This window comes from Sporomusa acidovorans (assembly GCF_900101845.1).
GTDB lineage: Bacteria > Bacillota > Negativicutes > Sporomusales > Sporomusaceae > Sporomusa > Sporomusa acidovorans.
On the sequence record NZ_FNAM01000020.1, the window covers coordinates 85,779 to 101,975 of the forward strand.

The 16,197-nt window shown below is 45.7% G+C and carries 12 protein-coding genes; all 12 read right to left on the reverse strand.

Annotation, left to right across the window (positions count from 1 at the left end):
- Nucleotides 1–11 precede the first annotated feature (11 nt).
- The gene (locus BLR65_RS14845; protein ID WP_093794973.1) at nt 12–419 is read right to left on the reverse strand and encodes a hydrogenase iron-sulfur subunit; all 408 of its coding nucleotides are present in this window, start codon (nt 417–419) and stop codon (nt 12–14) included.
- Nucleotides 420–3,257 carry an FAD-dependent oxidoreductase gene (locus tag BLR65_RS14850; protein WP_093794974.1) on the reverse strand — a complete coding sequence of 946 codons (2,838 nt, stop codon included), beginning with the start codon at nt 3,255–3,257 and terminating at the stop codon, nt 420–422. It abuts the gene before it with no gap.
- A 113-nt stretch (nt 3,258–3,370) separates the two neighbouring features.
- Nucleotides 3,371–4,234, reverse strand: a complete 864-nt coding sequence (locus BLR65_RS14855) for a CoB--CoM heterodisulfide reductase iron-sulfur subunit B family protein (protein WP_093794975.1) — start codon at nt 4,232–4,234, stop codon at nt 3,371–3,373.
- Nucleotides 4,231–4,824, reverse strand: a complete 594-nt coding sequence (locus BLR65_RS14860; protein WP_093794976.1) for a 4Fe-4S dicluster domain-containing protein — start codon at nt 4,822–4,824, stop codon at nt 4,231–4,233. The genes BLR65_RS14855 and BLR65_RS14860 overlap by 4 nt, the downstream gene beginning before the upstream one ends.
- A 33-nt stretch (nt 4,825–4,857) precedes the next feature.
- Nucleotides 4,858–5,649, reverse strand: a complete 792-nt coding sequence (locus tag BLR65_RS14865; RefSeq protein WP_093794977.1) for a methyltetrahydrofolate cobalamin methyltransferase — start codon at nt 5,647–5,649, stop codon at nt 4,858–4,860.
- A gap of 96 nt (nt 5,650–5,745) precedes the next feature.
- Complete coding sequence (cdhD, locus tag BLR65_RS29845; RefSeq protein WP_094607893.1) at nt 5,746–6,714, reverse strand: CO dehydrogenase/acetyl-CoA synthase subunit delta; 969 nt, start codon at nt 6,712–6,714, stop codon at nt 5,746–5,748.
- A 21-nt stretch (nt 6,715–6,735) separates the two neighbouring features.
- Nucleotides 6,736–7,491: an ATP-binding protein gene (locus BLR65_RS29850; RefSeq protein WP_094607892.1), complete on the reverse strand. Its 756-nt coding sequence runs from the start codon at nt 7,489–7,491 to the stop codon at nt 6,736–6,738.
- Between the two features lie 38 nt (nt 7,492–7,529).
- Nucleotides 7,530–9,500: an ASKHA domain-containing protein gene (locus BLR65_RS14875; RefSeq protein WP_093794978.1), complete on the reverse strand. Its 1,971-nt coding sequence runs from the start codon at nt 9,498–9,500 to the stop codon at nt 7,530–7,532.
- Between the two features lie 75 nt (nt 9,501–9,575).
- The gene (acsC, locus tag BLR65_RS14880; RefSeq protein ID WP_093794979.1) at nt 9,576–10,919 is read right to left on the reverse strand and encodes an acetyl-CoA decarbonylase/synthase complex subunit gamma; all 1,344 of its coding nucleotides are present in this window, start codon (nt 10,917–10,919) and stop codon (nt 9,576–9,578) included.
- 126 nt (nt 10,920–11,045) lie between these two features.
- Nucleotides 11,046–13,172: an acetyl-CoA decarbonylase/synthase complex subunit alpha/beta gene (acsB, locus tag BLR65_RS14885; RefSeq protein ID WP_093794980.1), complete on the reverse strand. Its 2,127-nt coding sequence runs from the start codon at nt 13,170–13,172 to the stop codon at nt 11,046–11,048.
- Between the two features lie 74 nt (nt 13,173–13,246).
- Entirely contained in the window at nt 13,247–15,187 is a 1,941-nt protein-coding gene (gene cooS / locus BLR65_RS14890; RefSeq protein ID WP_093794981.1) for an anaerobic carbon-monoxide dehydrogenase catalytic subunit, read from the reverse strand.
- A gap of 201 nt (nt 15,188–15,388) precedes the next feature.
- Nucleotides 15,389–16,197 (reverse strand): formate--tetrahydrofolate ligase (locus tag BLR65_RS14895; RefSeq protein WP_143122586.1); only part of this gene is annotated, 809 nt, incomplete at its 5' end.

Genomic DNA, 16,197 nt, shown 5'->3' on the forward strand with positions numbered 1-16,197 from the left:
TCGTCTCCTTTCTAGGCCTTCCGGGCCTTAAGCGGACTCGGACCTAATTTCTCAAGCAGTCCGGCCATCTCCCGGGCGATATGGGCGAATCGCGGACCGTGAGTTCCGGATACGTTGTACATAACCAACCGTTCTCCGCCAACTCCCACTTGATCCAGTATTTCTTGTATGTGCTCCAAACGTTTCCGGGCACGTAAGCTACCTTTCACGTTCATGCACTCATGTTCAGGACAGCCAGCGACAAATACAGCGTCAGCGCCTTTTTCAAACGCTTCTAACAGCAATCTGCCATCAACTTTACCAGCACAAGGTAATTCAATGGTTTCGATTGTAACGTTAACATCGGCTGGTGGGCCAAGATCAGAAGTAATCAATGCACACATGCGGCAAACAAAGCCAACAACCTTACCATCACTCATCTACCCCACCTCCGTTAACGCAGTCTTAACCCGGGCAAGTACCTCATCATCCTGGTAATGATGTACAAAAATAGCCTTATTCGGGCATTCAGATGCACACATACCACAGCCACGACAGTCAGCAGGCGGAATGTAGGCAGCGCCCATTTGCTTTTTCTCGCGAGTGATTTGCGGAATACCATACGGACATGTCCGTACACAAGTTAAGCAGGCAGCACATTTTTCCCATTCAACTTCAGCCACCATGCCCCCCATCATCAGCATAGGCTGAGCTAAAATACGGGCTGCACGGCCGGCTACCCCCTTGGCCTGAGTCAAACATTCCACAACTGATTTCGGGCCATGGGCTGCACCGGTAATGAAGATGCCGCCCCCAGGGAAGGCAATTGTGCCAAAGTTAGAATGCGTCTCCGACAGGAAGCCGTCGGCGTTTACCTGGATTTTAAACAAATCAGCTAGCTGACCGGCTGCCGGCGACGCCGTTTGTGCCACTGCCAAAATGACCTGATCAGGCCTTATGTCCAGTTCAAGCCCAGATTGGGGATCTTTAACCTTCATAGTCAAGTTGCCAGCACTATCTTTTTGCAACACCGGTTTATCAGCTTCTTCATAATGCACAAATACCACGCCTGCTTTGCGTGCTTCACGGTATTTCAGTTCAAGATAACCGGGAGTACGGATGTCACGCGACAAAACATATACGTTAGCATCAGGATTTTGTTCCTTGATCTTAGTCGCCGCATAAACCGTTTCCGCGCAGCAAGTGCGGCTGCAGTATTTATGTTCCTCGTTCCGGGAACCAACGCATTGTATGAAGACATAAGTTGACTCGCCTGTCCCCGGTAAACGTCCGTCTGCCAAGCGGTGCATGGCTTCAGGGCCGGTAATAACCCGTTGGTCCTGACCATATAAATATTCGGTTGGCGTATAGGCAGTCGTACCTGTAGACAGAATCACTACACCATGTTCAATTTTTCTAGTTGTCTTACCTTGTTCGGTAGCAACCGTTGTAACAAACTGTCCTTGGCGGCCTTTAAAATCGACGACTTCGGAATTAAGCAAAACCTCAATCTTATCGTTTTTCTCAACCTGTTTTTCCAAATTCTCAATAGTTGCCTTGAGATCCTGAGTTTCCAGGCTGCCGGTAAGATCGCGGACATATCCCCCAAGAACAGTGTTTTTCTCAACCAGCGTACAACCAAACCCACGGTCGGCCAAAGCCAAAGCGGTAGCCATACCGGACACACCGCCCCCCACAATGAGAGCGTACGGCACAACAGTCTCCGCATGCCATTTAAGCGGCTTATATGTTGTTACATCGCTCACTGCCCGGGTAACAATTTGGTTGGCAGCGCCAGATGCTTTATCCGGATTATCATCCCATGCTTTCAGCGGTACGGTGGCCATTTCCACAAGCATCCGGTTTAAACCGGCAGCCTGTACTGTTTCTTGGAATAGATTCAAATTATGTTTAAGAACGCAAGGTGCGACAACAATACGATTTAGTCCCTGCGTAGCAATGAGTTTTTGTATTTTCGCTATAGCCTCAGGCTGGCATACTGCTTGGTCGCATTCAACAATAGATACTCCCGGTAGTTTTTGGGCTGTTTCCGCAACAGCATTGCTATCCGCTCCCATAGCTGCCAAGCCGCCTTTACAGAGGAATATCCCTACCCGGACAGGTTCTTTGCTGATATCACGTTCCGGTACCGGTTTGCGCGCCGGACGACCTTCCGGTTTTCCCAACGCCCGGGCTGTTGCCGCCGCAGCGGCACTTGCCAGTGCCATAGTCTCAGGAACATCCAGCGGTCCTTGGCTGCCGCCCACCGAAAATACCCCAGGGCGTTTGGTAACTACCGGATCAAGCGGATCGGCCTGTACAAAACCGAAATCATTGAGCGGCACCCGCAATATTCCGGCCGTTTCTTGTAAACGTGCAGACGGACGAATACCTGTCGCCAAGACAACCAGGTCAAAATCTTCTTCAACCGGTTTAGTGGCCGCAGCATAATTAATTGACAGTTTTTCAGTTACAGGATCTTCTTTAACTTCAGAAATCATAGTGCGAACATAGCGAGTACCTAACTCCTGAGCTCGCGATAAAAAGGTATCAAAATTTTTGCCGCATGCCCGTAAATCAAGATAGAAAACCGTTACATCTGTTTTGGGAGCAAATTCTTTGGCTAATATTGCTTCTTTGGCGGTAAACATACAGCAGATTGCCGAACAGTATTCCCCTTTGGACACGACATCCCGGGAGCCCACACACTGTATAAACGCAATCTTTTCTGCACATTTTCCGTCCGATGGCCGCCTAATACATTCTGAGCGATAACGGCTTTCGGATAAGAGATGCTCAAATTCTAAGCTGGTAACAACATTTTTATAGTACCCGTATCCTAATTCTCCTTTTTGGGAGACGTCATACATGCTGAAACCGGCTGCCAGAATAACCGCTCCGACGACAAGTTTTTGGGTAAGCTTGCCGGCTTGGGCATCACTGATGGTAGCCTGGAAGTGACCTACATCCCCTTGTAGTTCGACCAGCTTGCTACTGGTATAAATGTGCACAAGTGGATTATTAGTGGCGCGGGTAATGAGCGAACCCAGCACCGTACTGGATGCATGAAGATTCCCCCCCAAATACAAAGCAGAAATATTCACCTGATCTCCCCAGACACAAGCATTCTGCTTGTCTTTATCGGAAGAATCGATTAATTTCCCACCAAGATTTGCTTCATCTGTTACCAAATGAACAGGATATCCTGCCCCAGCTAATTCCAGAGCCGCCTGCAGACCGGCAATGCCACCGCCAATAACGAGCACATCCCTTTGCATGGCTCTCACTGCCTTTCGCTAAAATATCATATTTCGCCATCATTACATAGCTGTATAACCAGAGAGAAACCGGACATAGCTATATAATAGTTCTGCCGGTTTCTCTAAAACGGTTACAACAGGTGCAATGATGTCAAGAGCGGTATGGGATCAATTATATGTTTCTTCATCCATTTTTTTGCTTCCGGATGCCCAAAGCTAATTCCTAGCAATTCGGTGAAGAAAAATATGGGTATAGGTTTTTCAATTTCTTTCTGCCTGGTGTCCAAGGTCATCTGACACAGCGGGCAAGCAGTAACGATCGCGTCAGCATCTGCCCGTTGCGCTGCAGTTACCAGTTTTTTAGTTATTTCATAAACGACGTCAGTACGAGGCACTGTCAAGCTGCCACCGCAGCAATCCGTTTTATAGGACCATCGTTTTACATCGGCTCCGGTCATTTTCATCAGTTTATCCATAGCTTGCGGCTGTTCAACATCATCAAAGGCTACGTAAGTAGGCCTTGTCAGCAGACAACCGTAATAAGGAACAACTTTAAGGCCTGTGAGCGGCTTCTTAACTTCCGGCTCAACTCTGCCGATAATCTCTTTCCTCATGATAACTTCCAGCGGATGGGTAACATGAACCGTAGCATTATAGGCGGCCCCCATGATACCTTTCAGTTCTTCGTTAGCATCTTTTGCTTCCGGAGTACCTTCACGCACATAGTGATCAGCAGCCTTTACAAGGTTATAGCAGGCAGCACATGGCAAAACAAGTTCTTTTTGCTGTTCGGCTTCAGCAATGACTAAATTTCTCAGCGGCAAAGCAAGTGCAAGAAAACGGTCAGTCGAGTGGCCGGCAGTGGCTCCACAGCAATTCCATTCCGGGAGTTCAGTCAGTTCAAACCCCAAGGCATCAAATACAGCCTCTGTGGCCATATTATATTCTTTGGCTGTGGAGTGTAGCGAACATCCTGGGTAATAGCCTAATTTCATGTCGCCTTTTTCTCCTTTGCTCTCTTGAAAATTTTCTTAATTTCGCCCTTACGCCGCTTGAGGGCATTATGAGGCAAAAATGGCATCTTACCCCGCTTTGTCATTTCTTTGCCGAGATCCATGTCTGCAAAAAAATCGCCTGTACAGAACTTGTAAAGCCCCATAAGTCCAACTTCATAGTTACGACCCTCGCCGCCGATTATGGGGAACCCTTTCATGGAATCAAGAAACAATTCGTAAAATAATTTGACATTGTAATGGCTGGCCGGAATTTTATCTTCGGCAATGGTTTCCATTTTAATGGTATCCATAACCTTAGAGGTATCAATACCGTTCGGACACCTTACGGCGCAAGTCTTACAGCCAACGCACAGCCAAGGAGTATTGGATTTAAACACCTTATCCTTTTCTCCCAGCTGAATCATGCGCAATATTTCGTAATTGTTATGATCCATGGCAAAATTTATCGGGCAGCCACCGGCACACTTCATGCAATGATAGCATGAGCTAATTGGCTGATGAGATTTTTCTTCGATTTCCTGGCAGAAAGAAGTTTTCCCTTTACTGGGTTGATTTACCGTTGACATCATTGACCTCCTTTCCTGGGCGTAAACCCAGCGGTATTACCGCTGTCTGAACACCTTAGCGTAGGAGTCACAGTAAATATCTTGGTTAAGGATTAAGCGGGCAGTTGCAATAGCATCAACCAACGCTTCGTCATTAGCATCACAAATAGCGGAATCCAAGCCAGCAGTCATGGCCATTACGGCAAAAGTGCGGTTAATAATCGAACGATGCGGGCTTTTTTGCGAAATATTGGAAAGACCAACCGTAGTTTTGGGAGGAGGATTGGAAATCATTTTGATTTGGCGAATGGTCTCTAAAGCTTCAACGCCATGTTCCTGTGCCACGTTAACTGGTAAAATGATCGGGTCAATAAACAGATTATCCGGCTGCAAACCATATGCTTCCGCATTGGCGACAAATTCCATAGCCATAGCCACACGGTCATCAGCACTCTTAGGAATACCAACTTTGTTGATGCACAAGCAAACAACATCGGCTTGATATTTTGCTGCCATTGGAAAAACTCGGTCGATTTTTTCTTGCTCGCAACCGATAGAGTTAATTAATGCGCCTGGTTTTCCATAAACTTCCAAGGCTTTTTCCATAGCGTCATAGTTAGTGGTATCAATTGCCAGTGGCAAATCAGTGCATTCTTTTAAAACACTGACCATCCAAGGGAGGTCAACAGTTTGATCTTCGGAGTTAGGTCCGGTGTTTACGTCAAGGTAATGCGCGCCGCCTGCTTTTTGTTTGGCAGCCCACTCTTGTAGCGGCTTCGGGTCATGCTCCCGAATAGCCACACCGATATCCTTGAACATACCATTAATTCTTTCGCCAATGATAAGCATTAATAAAATCCTCCTCGATAATATTATTTTTTGGGGGAACTTTTATATCTAATCTAATTTAAGAAAGGTTACTAGAAGCTAGCGATAATGACATGTTTAGATTTCAGGTTTAATCATTAATTGTTCAGCATTTTTCTTAACAAGACGAACGGCTTCCGGATGACGAAGTACCATGATGTGTGCACCGCCCTGTAAGAGACCGGCAGCAGTCATAGCTTCCCAAAGGATAGCGCGTTCTCCCTGGTCGCCCCAATTCGGGAAATCTGCTTCCAAAGCATTAGCTTCTTTAGCACGCCATGCCTCATGACCAATTTGGCAAATAACAGGTTGGGACAGCATTTTGTCGCCCTGCAGAGCGCCCAGACGGCCACGTTCAAGAATGGAATACGTATACTCAATACCATAACCCAGAGCAGCAGTAGCCGGGTCAATAATGACATTTTCCGGGGCTAAGCCTAACTCGGAAATAAGAATGTTGAGCTGTTTACAAATGTTGATATCCAGTGGGCTTTGCGCCAGTACTTTATGCTTGTGAACCATAGCGGCAGCAGCAACCGACTTATAGCTGTCCTGTTTAGCTAAACCAATTAACAGGTTTTCACCAGCAGCAGCTTCAGCAACAACCGGTAAAACGGCGTTATCTTTTTCTTCTTCGCCGCAACCAACAACGATAAGAGGAACACCAACAGCAGCGAGTACATCTTTAACAACCTTAGCGCACTCTTCCGGGCTCTTATTGCCGTTATCAGGATGAGCACCGTTAAGTTTAATATAGATTAAATCAGCGCCGAATTCTACACATTTTTTTGCCCAGGCAACCGGATTATCCATAACATCGGCATATACTTCTTTCAGGAACGGATGCCAATCTGGTTTAATATCTTCGATTTCCATTGCAATAACGGGTTTTAAAGGCATATCTCCTTCAAAATGGAGAAACGGCATCGTGGAATCGCCGCCAACGGTTACAGTGCTGGTCCGAGTACCACCTTGCTCCTTGGTTGCACCAAGGGTAACGGTATTGATTTTACCGGAATATCTTTCTTTCAACATATTAGTTGCCATAGTTACGCTCCTTCCAAACATTTAGATTTGCACTTCTTTACAAATGGCGTTAACCGCCTGCACAGCCGCTGAATTATCAGGTAAATCAAATAGCGGCTGGCTCAATAAATCAAATTTGGCTACCTGAGGATCATAGGGAATGATACCAATCAGTTTTAGACCGGTTTTATCGATTTCGCCCTGTAAAGCGGTAATATCCTCGTCATGCTGCGTTTTGGTCAAAATCAAATAAATGTTCTTTACATTTGATTTAAGTGTATCCACAAGATGACGAACACGGCCTGCCGAACGAATACTGCGAGCCGAAGCATCGCTGATTACAAACATATAATCAATATCCTGAGTTACTCGGCGGCTGATGTGCTCCATGCCAGCCTCATTATCCATGAGTACATAACCGTAATTTTTGCCGAGTTTATCCATATAGCCTTTCAGGAGGTTGTTAGGAAAACAATAGCAACCTGGACCTTCAGGACCGCCCATCACCAGCATATCAACATAATCTGATTCAACCAATGATGATTGGAGTTTATACTCAATATATGTTTCCTGGGTCATACCAGCAGGAATATTTTTGGGATCCTTGGTACTGGTTAGCAACTCAGAGATTGTTTGTTCAACCTCCATCCCCAGTGCTTCATTCAAGTTGGCGTTGGCATCTGCGTCAACTGCCAGAATGGAGCCCTTATTGTTTTTAACCAAATAACGGATCAGTAACGCAGTAAAAGTTGTTTTACCGGTACCGCCTTTTCCTGCCACTGCAATTTGTTTTGCCATGTCTTAAAACTCCTTTCCCTGCACCCAAAATCAGTATACTAAAGACTGACATTGGGGAATAAAGTTAAATCAGTATGTGGAATAAACAAGGATGAGACAAATTCATCCATAAACAGATTGCCAACCGATAATTCAATATACGTCATTTTACCTGCCAGATTATTAGCTTCCTGCCAAGCTTCCTGCGACAACAGGGCCATACAGGCTCCTTTTGCCGAGGTATTGCCGACATACTTGTACTTTTCTACAGGTATATCAGGCAACAGCCCAATGGCAATTGCGTCAGGAATATTGAGATAGTTGCCAAATCCGCCTGCCACATAAATATTCTCGATTCCATCAAGCTCAAAACCGACTACATTTAAAAGTGTGCGAATTCCGGCAAATACCGCGCCTTTTGCTCTGAGCAGATTTTTGACATCAGCCTCACTAATAATGATATCACGATTGATATCTGTATCTTCACGCCAAACAAGAACAAACTCAGGTCCTGCCTCACCAATGCGCATCCGTTCAGTTGGCAGGTTGGTTTGAAACTTGCCGGCCCGGTCAATGACGCCGGAACACCTTAACTTAGCCAAGCAGTCGATAAGGCCTGAACCGCAGATACCAACAGGCTTACCATTATTAATAGTCGTATAGGAAATTTCATAGGTTTGAGGATCTATTTCCAGCCGTTCAATAGCGCCATGCATAGCCCTCATACCAAACGTAATGCCTGAGCCTTCGAATGCCGGACCAGCGGAACAGGAACAGGTTACCAACCAATCGCCGGCCCCTAATACCATTTCACCATTGGTACCGATATCAATCAGGAGGGATATCGGTGCATCTTCGTTGCCCATCTTGGTAAATAAAGTACCGGAAACGATATCACCGCCGACATAACTGGCAACTGACGGATAACTGAACACTAAAGCGTCAGGATGTAATCTCAGCCCTAATTCCTTAGATTTTACAACCGGATAGAAGTTAGTCGTCGGAATATAGGGCTCCAAGCGAATAAACTTAGGATTAATTCCCAGGAATAAATGCGCCATGGTGGTATTGCCGGCTGTCATCATTACGCGGATATCAGTTTCTTTGATATGACGCTGTTTGACCAATAAATCCATAATCAAGGTATTAATGGTGTCAATAATACTTTGATGAACGGTTTGCAGGCCATCTTGTTCTTCAACAGCATAGACAATACGGCTGATGACATCATCACCAAAACGGGCCTGACGATTATGCGTACCTGCAGTATCCACCACTCTGCCTTTTTCAAGGTCAAGCAGGTAAGCGACTACTGTCGTCGTACCAATATCAACAGCAATACCGTAAAGCGGCTGATGGGCGTGTCCAGGCTCAATGGCAATTATTTCAGCCTTGCCGCCAATCTCAGATAGCAATACAGTAACTTTAAACTGGGCCGTCCGCAGGATCTCCCCCAAATTCCGAACAAGCGGGAGAGGAATTTGAATATCCGTACATTTAATTTCTTTCTTTAGAGCCATGGTCAACCGGTTAAGGTCATCACGGTTATCTTGCAGGGAAGCTGCAGGCAGAGTTAGGCGGACACGTTTACAAAGTGGCTTAAGCGGATAGCCGTTAAGCGGGCTTTCTTGTTTTTCCAGAAGCAGTTCTTTAAGCTGCCACACACGCAACAAATAATTACTTAAGGCATCCGAAATACCCTCGCCTATTGAGGAACGTTCCACTAGCACCTGATGTTTGGTCAGCGCTGAAGTTTGGGGTATTTCGACAACCAAATCCTCATCCTGAACCAAACTCTGGCAGGCAAGATTAAAGCCTTTCTCGGCAATTCTTGTTGCTAAATGACTGTCTCTTCTGGCTTTTACACTGCCACTCTGAATCTTAACCGCACATTTGCCGCATGTACCGTCACCACCGCAAGGAGCTTTTATCTCGACGTTTGCTTTGCTTGCGGCAGTAAGCAGGTCAGTTCCCGGCTCTACCTCTACTTTAACTCCTGCGGGAAGAAATGTTACAAACCGTTTGTTCATCCTTAACTACCCTCCTGACTAGTTGAACCAAGGCTGCTGTTATCTTGTTTCAGGCAACACAATTATATGCTGGTCTTACTTCATAAGTTGGGGGTAATTAGCTTTGGCGAAAGCCGGAATACCAACTGCTTCTTGTGGTCCAACAATTACGTTATAGCTGGAAATTTCTTTCAATTTGCCGCTAATAATGGCAACATATCCAGGAATAACAATACTGTTGTGGTTAACTTTGTCCATAACGCCTGAGTTTTTAACAAATTCATAAATAGGCTCGGCAACAAATTTACCTGATGCCCAACCAGTAAGAACGGAGGAACCGTCAGTATCAACAGCTACAATATAACCGGGGATTTTGCTGCCGACAACTTCGCCTTCAACGGCAAAGTAGGTAAGAGCAAAGTTAGTGCAAACATATACCGGACAATCAGGAGTAACATCGCCGATCTCGTACACTTTGCCTTCAACAGCCATTGGTTTTTGCGGGTCAGTGTAGACGTTCATGCGCCATGCCATCAGCGGCAGTAAATGATGTTTTTCATCCGCTTTCATGCAGATGATGCTGGCATATTTAGCAACATAAGTAGCAGCTTCTACTACTTCTTCTTTAGCATCAGTAGCTAATGTGCAAGCAAGCATCGGATAGCCGAACGGACGGAATTTTTTCTTAATGGCCAGACGACGGGCGTTAACCATTTCAGCAAGCGTTTTGGCTTGGGCAGTATTGCCAAAGTCAAGTACCAGTTCTTTGTATTCTTTCGCTACTTTTTCTACTAAAGCAGCAGTATCATCAAGACCGTTGCCTTTTACTACAACCGGGCAATTGTTGGCTTTAGCAAGGGCTACAACCTTTTCCCAGTTTTCAGCAGTAGCGGCATGAATAAGCGGCTTCTTAGCAGCTACGGCAGGAACAGCAGCTTCCAGAGCAGCAAGGTCACCGGCCAGCAGCAGAGCAAATTTAGCTTTAGCAGCTACGGCTTCAACAGCAGCTTTAAACTTGGCGGCATCTTTGGAGCAGTTAGTAACAGCGACCATTTGAATAGCCACTTGTTGACCAACACGATCCATTACCAGTCCATTAATTTTTTCAATCTTAGCGTCCAGTTCTGCGCCGGACAAAGTATCGGAAATCTGAATAGCTAATGCAGTAGGATGATAGAAAGTTTTATCATGACGGAAGAGGACGGTTTCGTCACCCATTACAACTTCTTGTTCACCAACACCAACTTTTACAGTTTTTACAGGCGGTGCAGTGGCTGCGCCTAAAAATTCTTTAGCAGCCTCAGATGCATGCGGGCACATGTCAAGGGATGCTTTACCGTTTGCCATTGCCATAGCAAAAGCCAGGCAGGTAGGTGAACCGCACTCTTTACAGTTTGTTTTGGGTAGTTGTTTGAAAATATCCAAACCTGTTAACGCCATTTTCTCTTCTCCTTTCGAATATAAAAACTCAAAATAAATTATAAGAAGCGGGGGCACATTTGAATACTAAAAATTAAATTCTCATAATGTGCCCCGCATTCCTCCTTAAAAGAGTAACAAATTACATTACATCATCGGATCCATTTTCAGAGCCGGATGTTGTTTTTCTTCCAGGAACGGCAGAATTTCGTCCTCAGTGGTGCCTACAGTTTCGTCAGCAATCTTATCAACAAAATCTGCGCCCAGACCTTCATGTTCTGCAGCGTCAATAAGGTCTTGACCTAAGAATTCTTTGAGTTCTTTCGGCATCCAGACAAGACGGGCTAGGCCACCGTCGGCTTTGATAAACTTTTTACTGGTAATGTACCGACGACCGAGACCCATGAAACCAGGAGTTTGCATACCGCCGCCGCAAGTGCCGGCCAAAGCGGAGAAGGTCATGCCGCAAGGAGTTTCGCCACCATGTTCACGCGTGGTGATCATGATGCCGTTACACATCGGTAATATTGCCATTATCGCCTCAAAACATCCGCAAGATGTCATCGGGTTTTCCATAAGAGTATAGAAGTTTACGGCTTCGACCGTGTTGTGGGAATTAGCATAAATGAAGTCATTCAGGTTTTTCCACTGGCCTTTTTCAGTATCAAGGCATTCGCCTTTGTCAATCGGCTGATTAGGGCCAAGCGGATTGATTTCGTTCGAAGCTTTGGCGTCAAGCCAGCTAACAGCACCGCATAAGCCTAAGCGTTCCGGCGATACGACACACACATGGTTTGGTGCAAAGGACTGACAGAGCGTACAAGAATAATATGTTTCAACATCATCAGTAAGGCCTTTGAGGCGAGCGTCACGGGCGGCATATTTTTCAATAGCGATCTTGATTTTGTCTTCGATAACTTCTTTATCAGTAATAATGGTAACTTGTACCCGGTCAACGATAGCGGGGAAATCGGATTTGAATTTCGCAATCAGGATTTCGCCGAAGTCTCTAATTTTGAAACCGGCAGCATGGGCATTTTTGCCGATACGCACCCACATCATATTACGCTGGGCTACGTGCCACAAACCTTCGCCATAGTTCAGGTTGTAGTGAATGCGGCGTTCAAGTACGCCTTCGAAGTCTTCCTGCATTTTACGGCCATAGATATCAACCATAAAGCCAAGCGGGAATATACTACCTTCCGGCATTTCATCAATTTCCGGTCCGATCACTTCGATCTTACCGTCTTCTACTTCATCAACGCCACACATCCGCACAAGCTCGAAGCTGGTGGAACGGCCGCCGCCAAACTCAACATAAGCGTCTTTCTTACGGATGGTTTCACCTTCGAAAGCAGGTCCAATGGTGATCGGTACAGGGATATCAACAATTTTCAGTTTAATGCCGCGCAATTCCAGACCAAGTTTGACAATTTTTTCGTAGTCTGGTTCGGATTGATACCAGTCGGGAATCTCTTCGGCTACCGGCTGATCGGTAACGGTCGGGAAGCCCATGAACATCGCGCCGAATTCGGCAGCATATTTAACAACATCATTAGGTCCAAGCTGAATCACAAACGCAAATACGCGTTTTGCCTGATATTCAATCGCCCGTTCCCGCTGACCGGCAGGAATACCGCCGAAAGCCAGACCGGCACGGAAAGCAAAGTTAACGGCATGGATAACCTGGGTAAAGTTGCCCAGCGGGAAGGTTATGAACTCTGCACCGATTTTTACGTTTTCTTCGATACATTGTTCAATAACTTCGTTAACCAGGAAGATCATGATGCCTTTGGCTTGCAGGTCTTTCACCATTTTAGCCGTAGATTTGCTGTCTTTACCTTTACCTACGATTACGGCAACACCAGGGATGGTTTGGTCAACCAACGGTACGCCGAATTTACGCAGAATCGGGTCGGGAACAAAACCACAATACGGATATTGATCAGGCTTTACGCCTTTAAGATAACGCAGCGCTTCGATAATTTCAGCAGCATACAGAGTTGCTTCACCGTTCAGTTTAGCATTTTCTAAGGTTAATTCCTCTTTGATGTTAGTAGTCCGGATTCTATTAAGAATCGGAGCAAGATCACCGATTGTATTTACTTCTTCACCGCTTAAGGCAGTAATTACCGGCAGTCTGTAAGCAGTATCAGGATATTTAACCGGGCAGTCAGCACCATGTACCTTGATGGCTTTCGCCAGAAGAATTTCCGCATAGCTGGTAGCTGTGACAGCACCTTCATAAGCGCCTTTAAAAAGCTCCATAGACATATTGTTTTTCGTCCTCCTTCATAGAGTCAATTTCTCAATATTAAACGGTAGCTATTGGATTTGAAACGTTCCTATTATTTGCTAGCTTCCCTTGCATCACGGGCTTTTTTACGCATAGCATTCTTCCAATTACGTTCTTCGAGAATTTCAACCATTCTTGCTGAAGCTTTATGAGCATCAGGCTCCCAGAAGAAGAAACCGCCAAATACATCTTCAGCAATTTTGGTAACAACATCATTAACAAGTTGGCTGCCAACAGTCGGAGCTATAACACCAACATGTGTCGGATTACCATAAGCAACATTCCAAGCACCGATAGCAACTGCCTTTTCAGACATAGCTTCCGGAGCACTAACAACAAAAGGAATATCAGCGTTATCAACGCCCATTTCGTTTGCCATAGCGGTAGCAAAATCCTGAACACGGCTGTTGTCAACACAAGAACCCATGTGGAACATCAACGGCAATTCAGCTGTTAAACCTGCTGCGGCATTCAACCGGGCATGGAATTTTTTCAGACCTTCCCCTGCATATTTTTTCACAGCTTCGCCATTCATCAAACCAGCTAAAGCATGTGCCTGAGCAGAGCAGCCGGTAGCTAGCAACAATACGTCATTTTTCGCCAATTCCTGAGCAATAGTGGTATGGTTAAAGTCATGAGTACCTTTCAGGTTATTACACCCAATAAGAGCGGCAACACCTTTAATTTCACCAGCGGCGATAGCATCGGTAACAACTTTCATCGGAGACTCAGGATTGATTTTTTTAAATATATTATACATTGCTTCCAGACTGAAACCTGCAACAACAGTATTCCTAATATTAGGAATGCAAACTTTATCTTTATCACGATTCTTAAAGGCTTCAATTGCCAAGCGAATGATTTTCTTGGCGCTATCCATTGCGTGCTGCTCGTCAAATGCAAAATGATAAGCACCAGGAATCTTCATAATAGGCATAGTCGTAACGATCTTAGTATGGAAGCACTCAGCAGCAGTACGTATGCTAGGCATAATGCACTGAACGTCAACAACCATTGCATCCATAGCGCCTGTCATAATGGCCAATTCTTGCGTACTAAAGTTAGTGGCGATAGGCACGCCTTCACGCATCAATACTTCATTACCAGTACAGCAAATACCAACCAAATTAACACCAGCAGCACCGGCAGCTTTTGCCTCTTCCTGCATCTCTTTAGCAGCAGTAACAACTACTTGACTAAGGAGCGGGTTATGACCATGGAGGGCAATATTAACTTTATCTGCTTTAATAGCGCCTAGATTTGCCTCAGTAACAACAGGAACACCAGTCCCAAACAGAATATCCGACAAGTCAGTAGCAAGATGTTCACCGGCAACATCACTAAGAGCAGCCTTTAAGCCGCCAAAGATAATGTTTACCGGGTCAGCGTCAACCCCGATATGGGTTTGGTGCAATAATTTGGCCAAGCTAAGGTTGATACCGCTAGGCATAATAGTAGTATCACGGAACTTTTGATTTCTTGTCTCATTAGAGAATTTAGTGATCCAGGTAAGTTCCTTAGATTCATCAACTTCGGCAAACTCTTGCAACGCAAGCATGGCAACATCTTTAGCAATTGCCATTATATCGCGGCCTTCAGTCTCAACACCAATTTGTTTGGCGACTCGCATAAGTTTATCAGTATCTGTAATTTTATAATCTTTAACTTTGCCTTCCGCAACATGCAGGAAAGTCTCGGCAATTTCCCGGCCATGGTCGGAGTGAGCTGCTGCGCCACCGGCAATATAGCGAACGGTGTTACGGGCAACGATTGTGTAATCCATAGCGCCACAAACGCCTTTGTTGCCACCAGGTTTCTTGGGCAGAATACGGCAAGGGCCTTGCAGACAGATACGGCAGCAGATACCAGTATTACCGAAGGTACAACGAGGCTCTTGGGCTTTGGCGCGGTCAAATGTTGTTAAAAAGCCAATTTCTTTGGCTTTATCCAGCATCTGGGTGGCTGCCACGTCGATTGTTTTGTATTCGGACATTCTTCTTTTCCTCCCTATGTTCATCATAGTTGTTTTTCACTTGAGTCTACTTACAAGGAGCTTAGCTAGCAGAGTTGGATCATGAGGATTTTTTCACAAACTCTATCTGCAGGTATTCGCCCTTGAGTGGACGAATACCTGCAAATTTAAACTACAATTTTGAAAAAATTTTCACATGTCTAAGCAATTTTTTATTATTACTTAGAACAGGCCGCTAACCTTACCGGTATTCACATCAACATCAATGCGGCGGTAAGCAGGATCAGAGCTGGTTCCTGGCATTAAGCTGATTGCGCCGGCCATCGGGCAGAGGAATTTAGCGCCGCCATAGACCAGAACGTCGCGGATTGGCAGTCTCCAGCCTTTCGGAACACCTTTCCAGGTAGGTTCATGCGATAAGGATAGGTGACTCTTAACCATCATGGTGCAATAATCAGCATATTTCGGATCAGCTTCGAATCTTTGGGCTTTTTCCTGAGCCAGCGGCGCCCAGTCAACGCCGTCAGCACCATAGACTTCCTTGGCAATCATTTCTACGCGTTGACGCAGCGGCATTTCCAGCGGATACAGATACTTAAAGTTAACTTCTTCTTTACAGGCATCCATAACAGCGTCAGCCAAATCAAGCGCACCGTCGCCGCCTTTGAGCCAATGCTGGGAAACCGCAGCACGGGCACCGGCCTGTTCGGCGATTCTCTTAACCAAAGCATGTTCGGCCGGCGTATCGGTGTAGAACGCATTAATACATACTACCGGTTTGATTCCGGATTTTTTGATCATGTTGATCAAATGTACCATGTTTTCGCAGCCTTTTTCGAGCAGGCCCAGGTTTTCCTTGGTATATTCGTCAGGCAACGGACGGCCCGGTATAACGGTAGGTCCACCACCATGCATCTTGAGCGCGCGCACGGTAGCTACCAGGATCGATACATTGGGTTTGAGTCCGCTCAGGCGGCATTTAACGTTCCAGAATTTCTCGAAGCCGATATCAGCAGCAAAACCGGACTCTG

Coding starts and splice junctions, on each gene's coding strand:
- BLR65_RS14845 (WP_093794973.1), bottom strand. CDS start 419: ATGAGTGATGGTAAGGTTGTTGGCTTTGTTTGCCGCATGTGTGCATTG.
- acsC (WP_093794979.1), bottom strand. CDS start 10,919: ATGGCGTTAACAGGTTTGGATATTTTCAAACAACTACCCAAAACAAAC.
- BLR65_RS14875 (WP_093794978.1), bottom strand. CDS start 9,500: ATGAACAAACGGTTTGTAACATTTCTTCCCGCAGGAGTTAAAGTAGAG.
- cooS (WP_093794981.1), bottom strand. CDS start 15,187: ATGTCCGAATACAAAACAATCGACGTGGCAGCCACCCAGATGCTGGAT.
- acsB (WP_093794980.1), bottom strand. CDS start 13,172: ATGTCTATGGAGCTTTTTAAAGGCGCTTATGAAGGTGCTGTCACAGCT.
- BLR65_RS14850 (WP_093794974.1), bottom strand. CDS start 3,257: ATGCAAAGGGATGTGCTCGTTATTGGCGGTGGCATTGCCGGTCTGCAG.
- BLR65_RS14855 (WP_093794975.1), bottom strand. CDS start 4,234: ATGAAATTAGGCTATTACCCAGGATGTTCGCTACACTCCACAGCCAAA.
- BLR65_RS14865 (WP_093794977.1), bottom strand. CDS start 5,649: ATGCTTATCATTGGCGAAAGAATTAATGGTATGTTCAAGGATATCGGT.
- BLR65_RS14860 (WP_093794976.1), bottom strand. CDS start 4,824: ATGATGTCAACGGTAAATCAACCCAGTAAAGGGAAAACTTCTTTCTGC.
- cdhD (WP_094607893.1), bottom strand. CDS start 6,714: ATGGCAACTAATATGTTGAAAGAAAGATATTCCGGTAAAATCAATACC.
- BLR65_RS29850 (WP_094607892.1), bottom strand. CDS start 7,491: ATGGCAAAACAAATTGCAGTGGCAGGAAAAGGCGGTACCGGTAAAACA.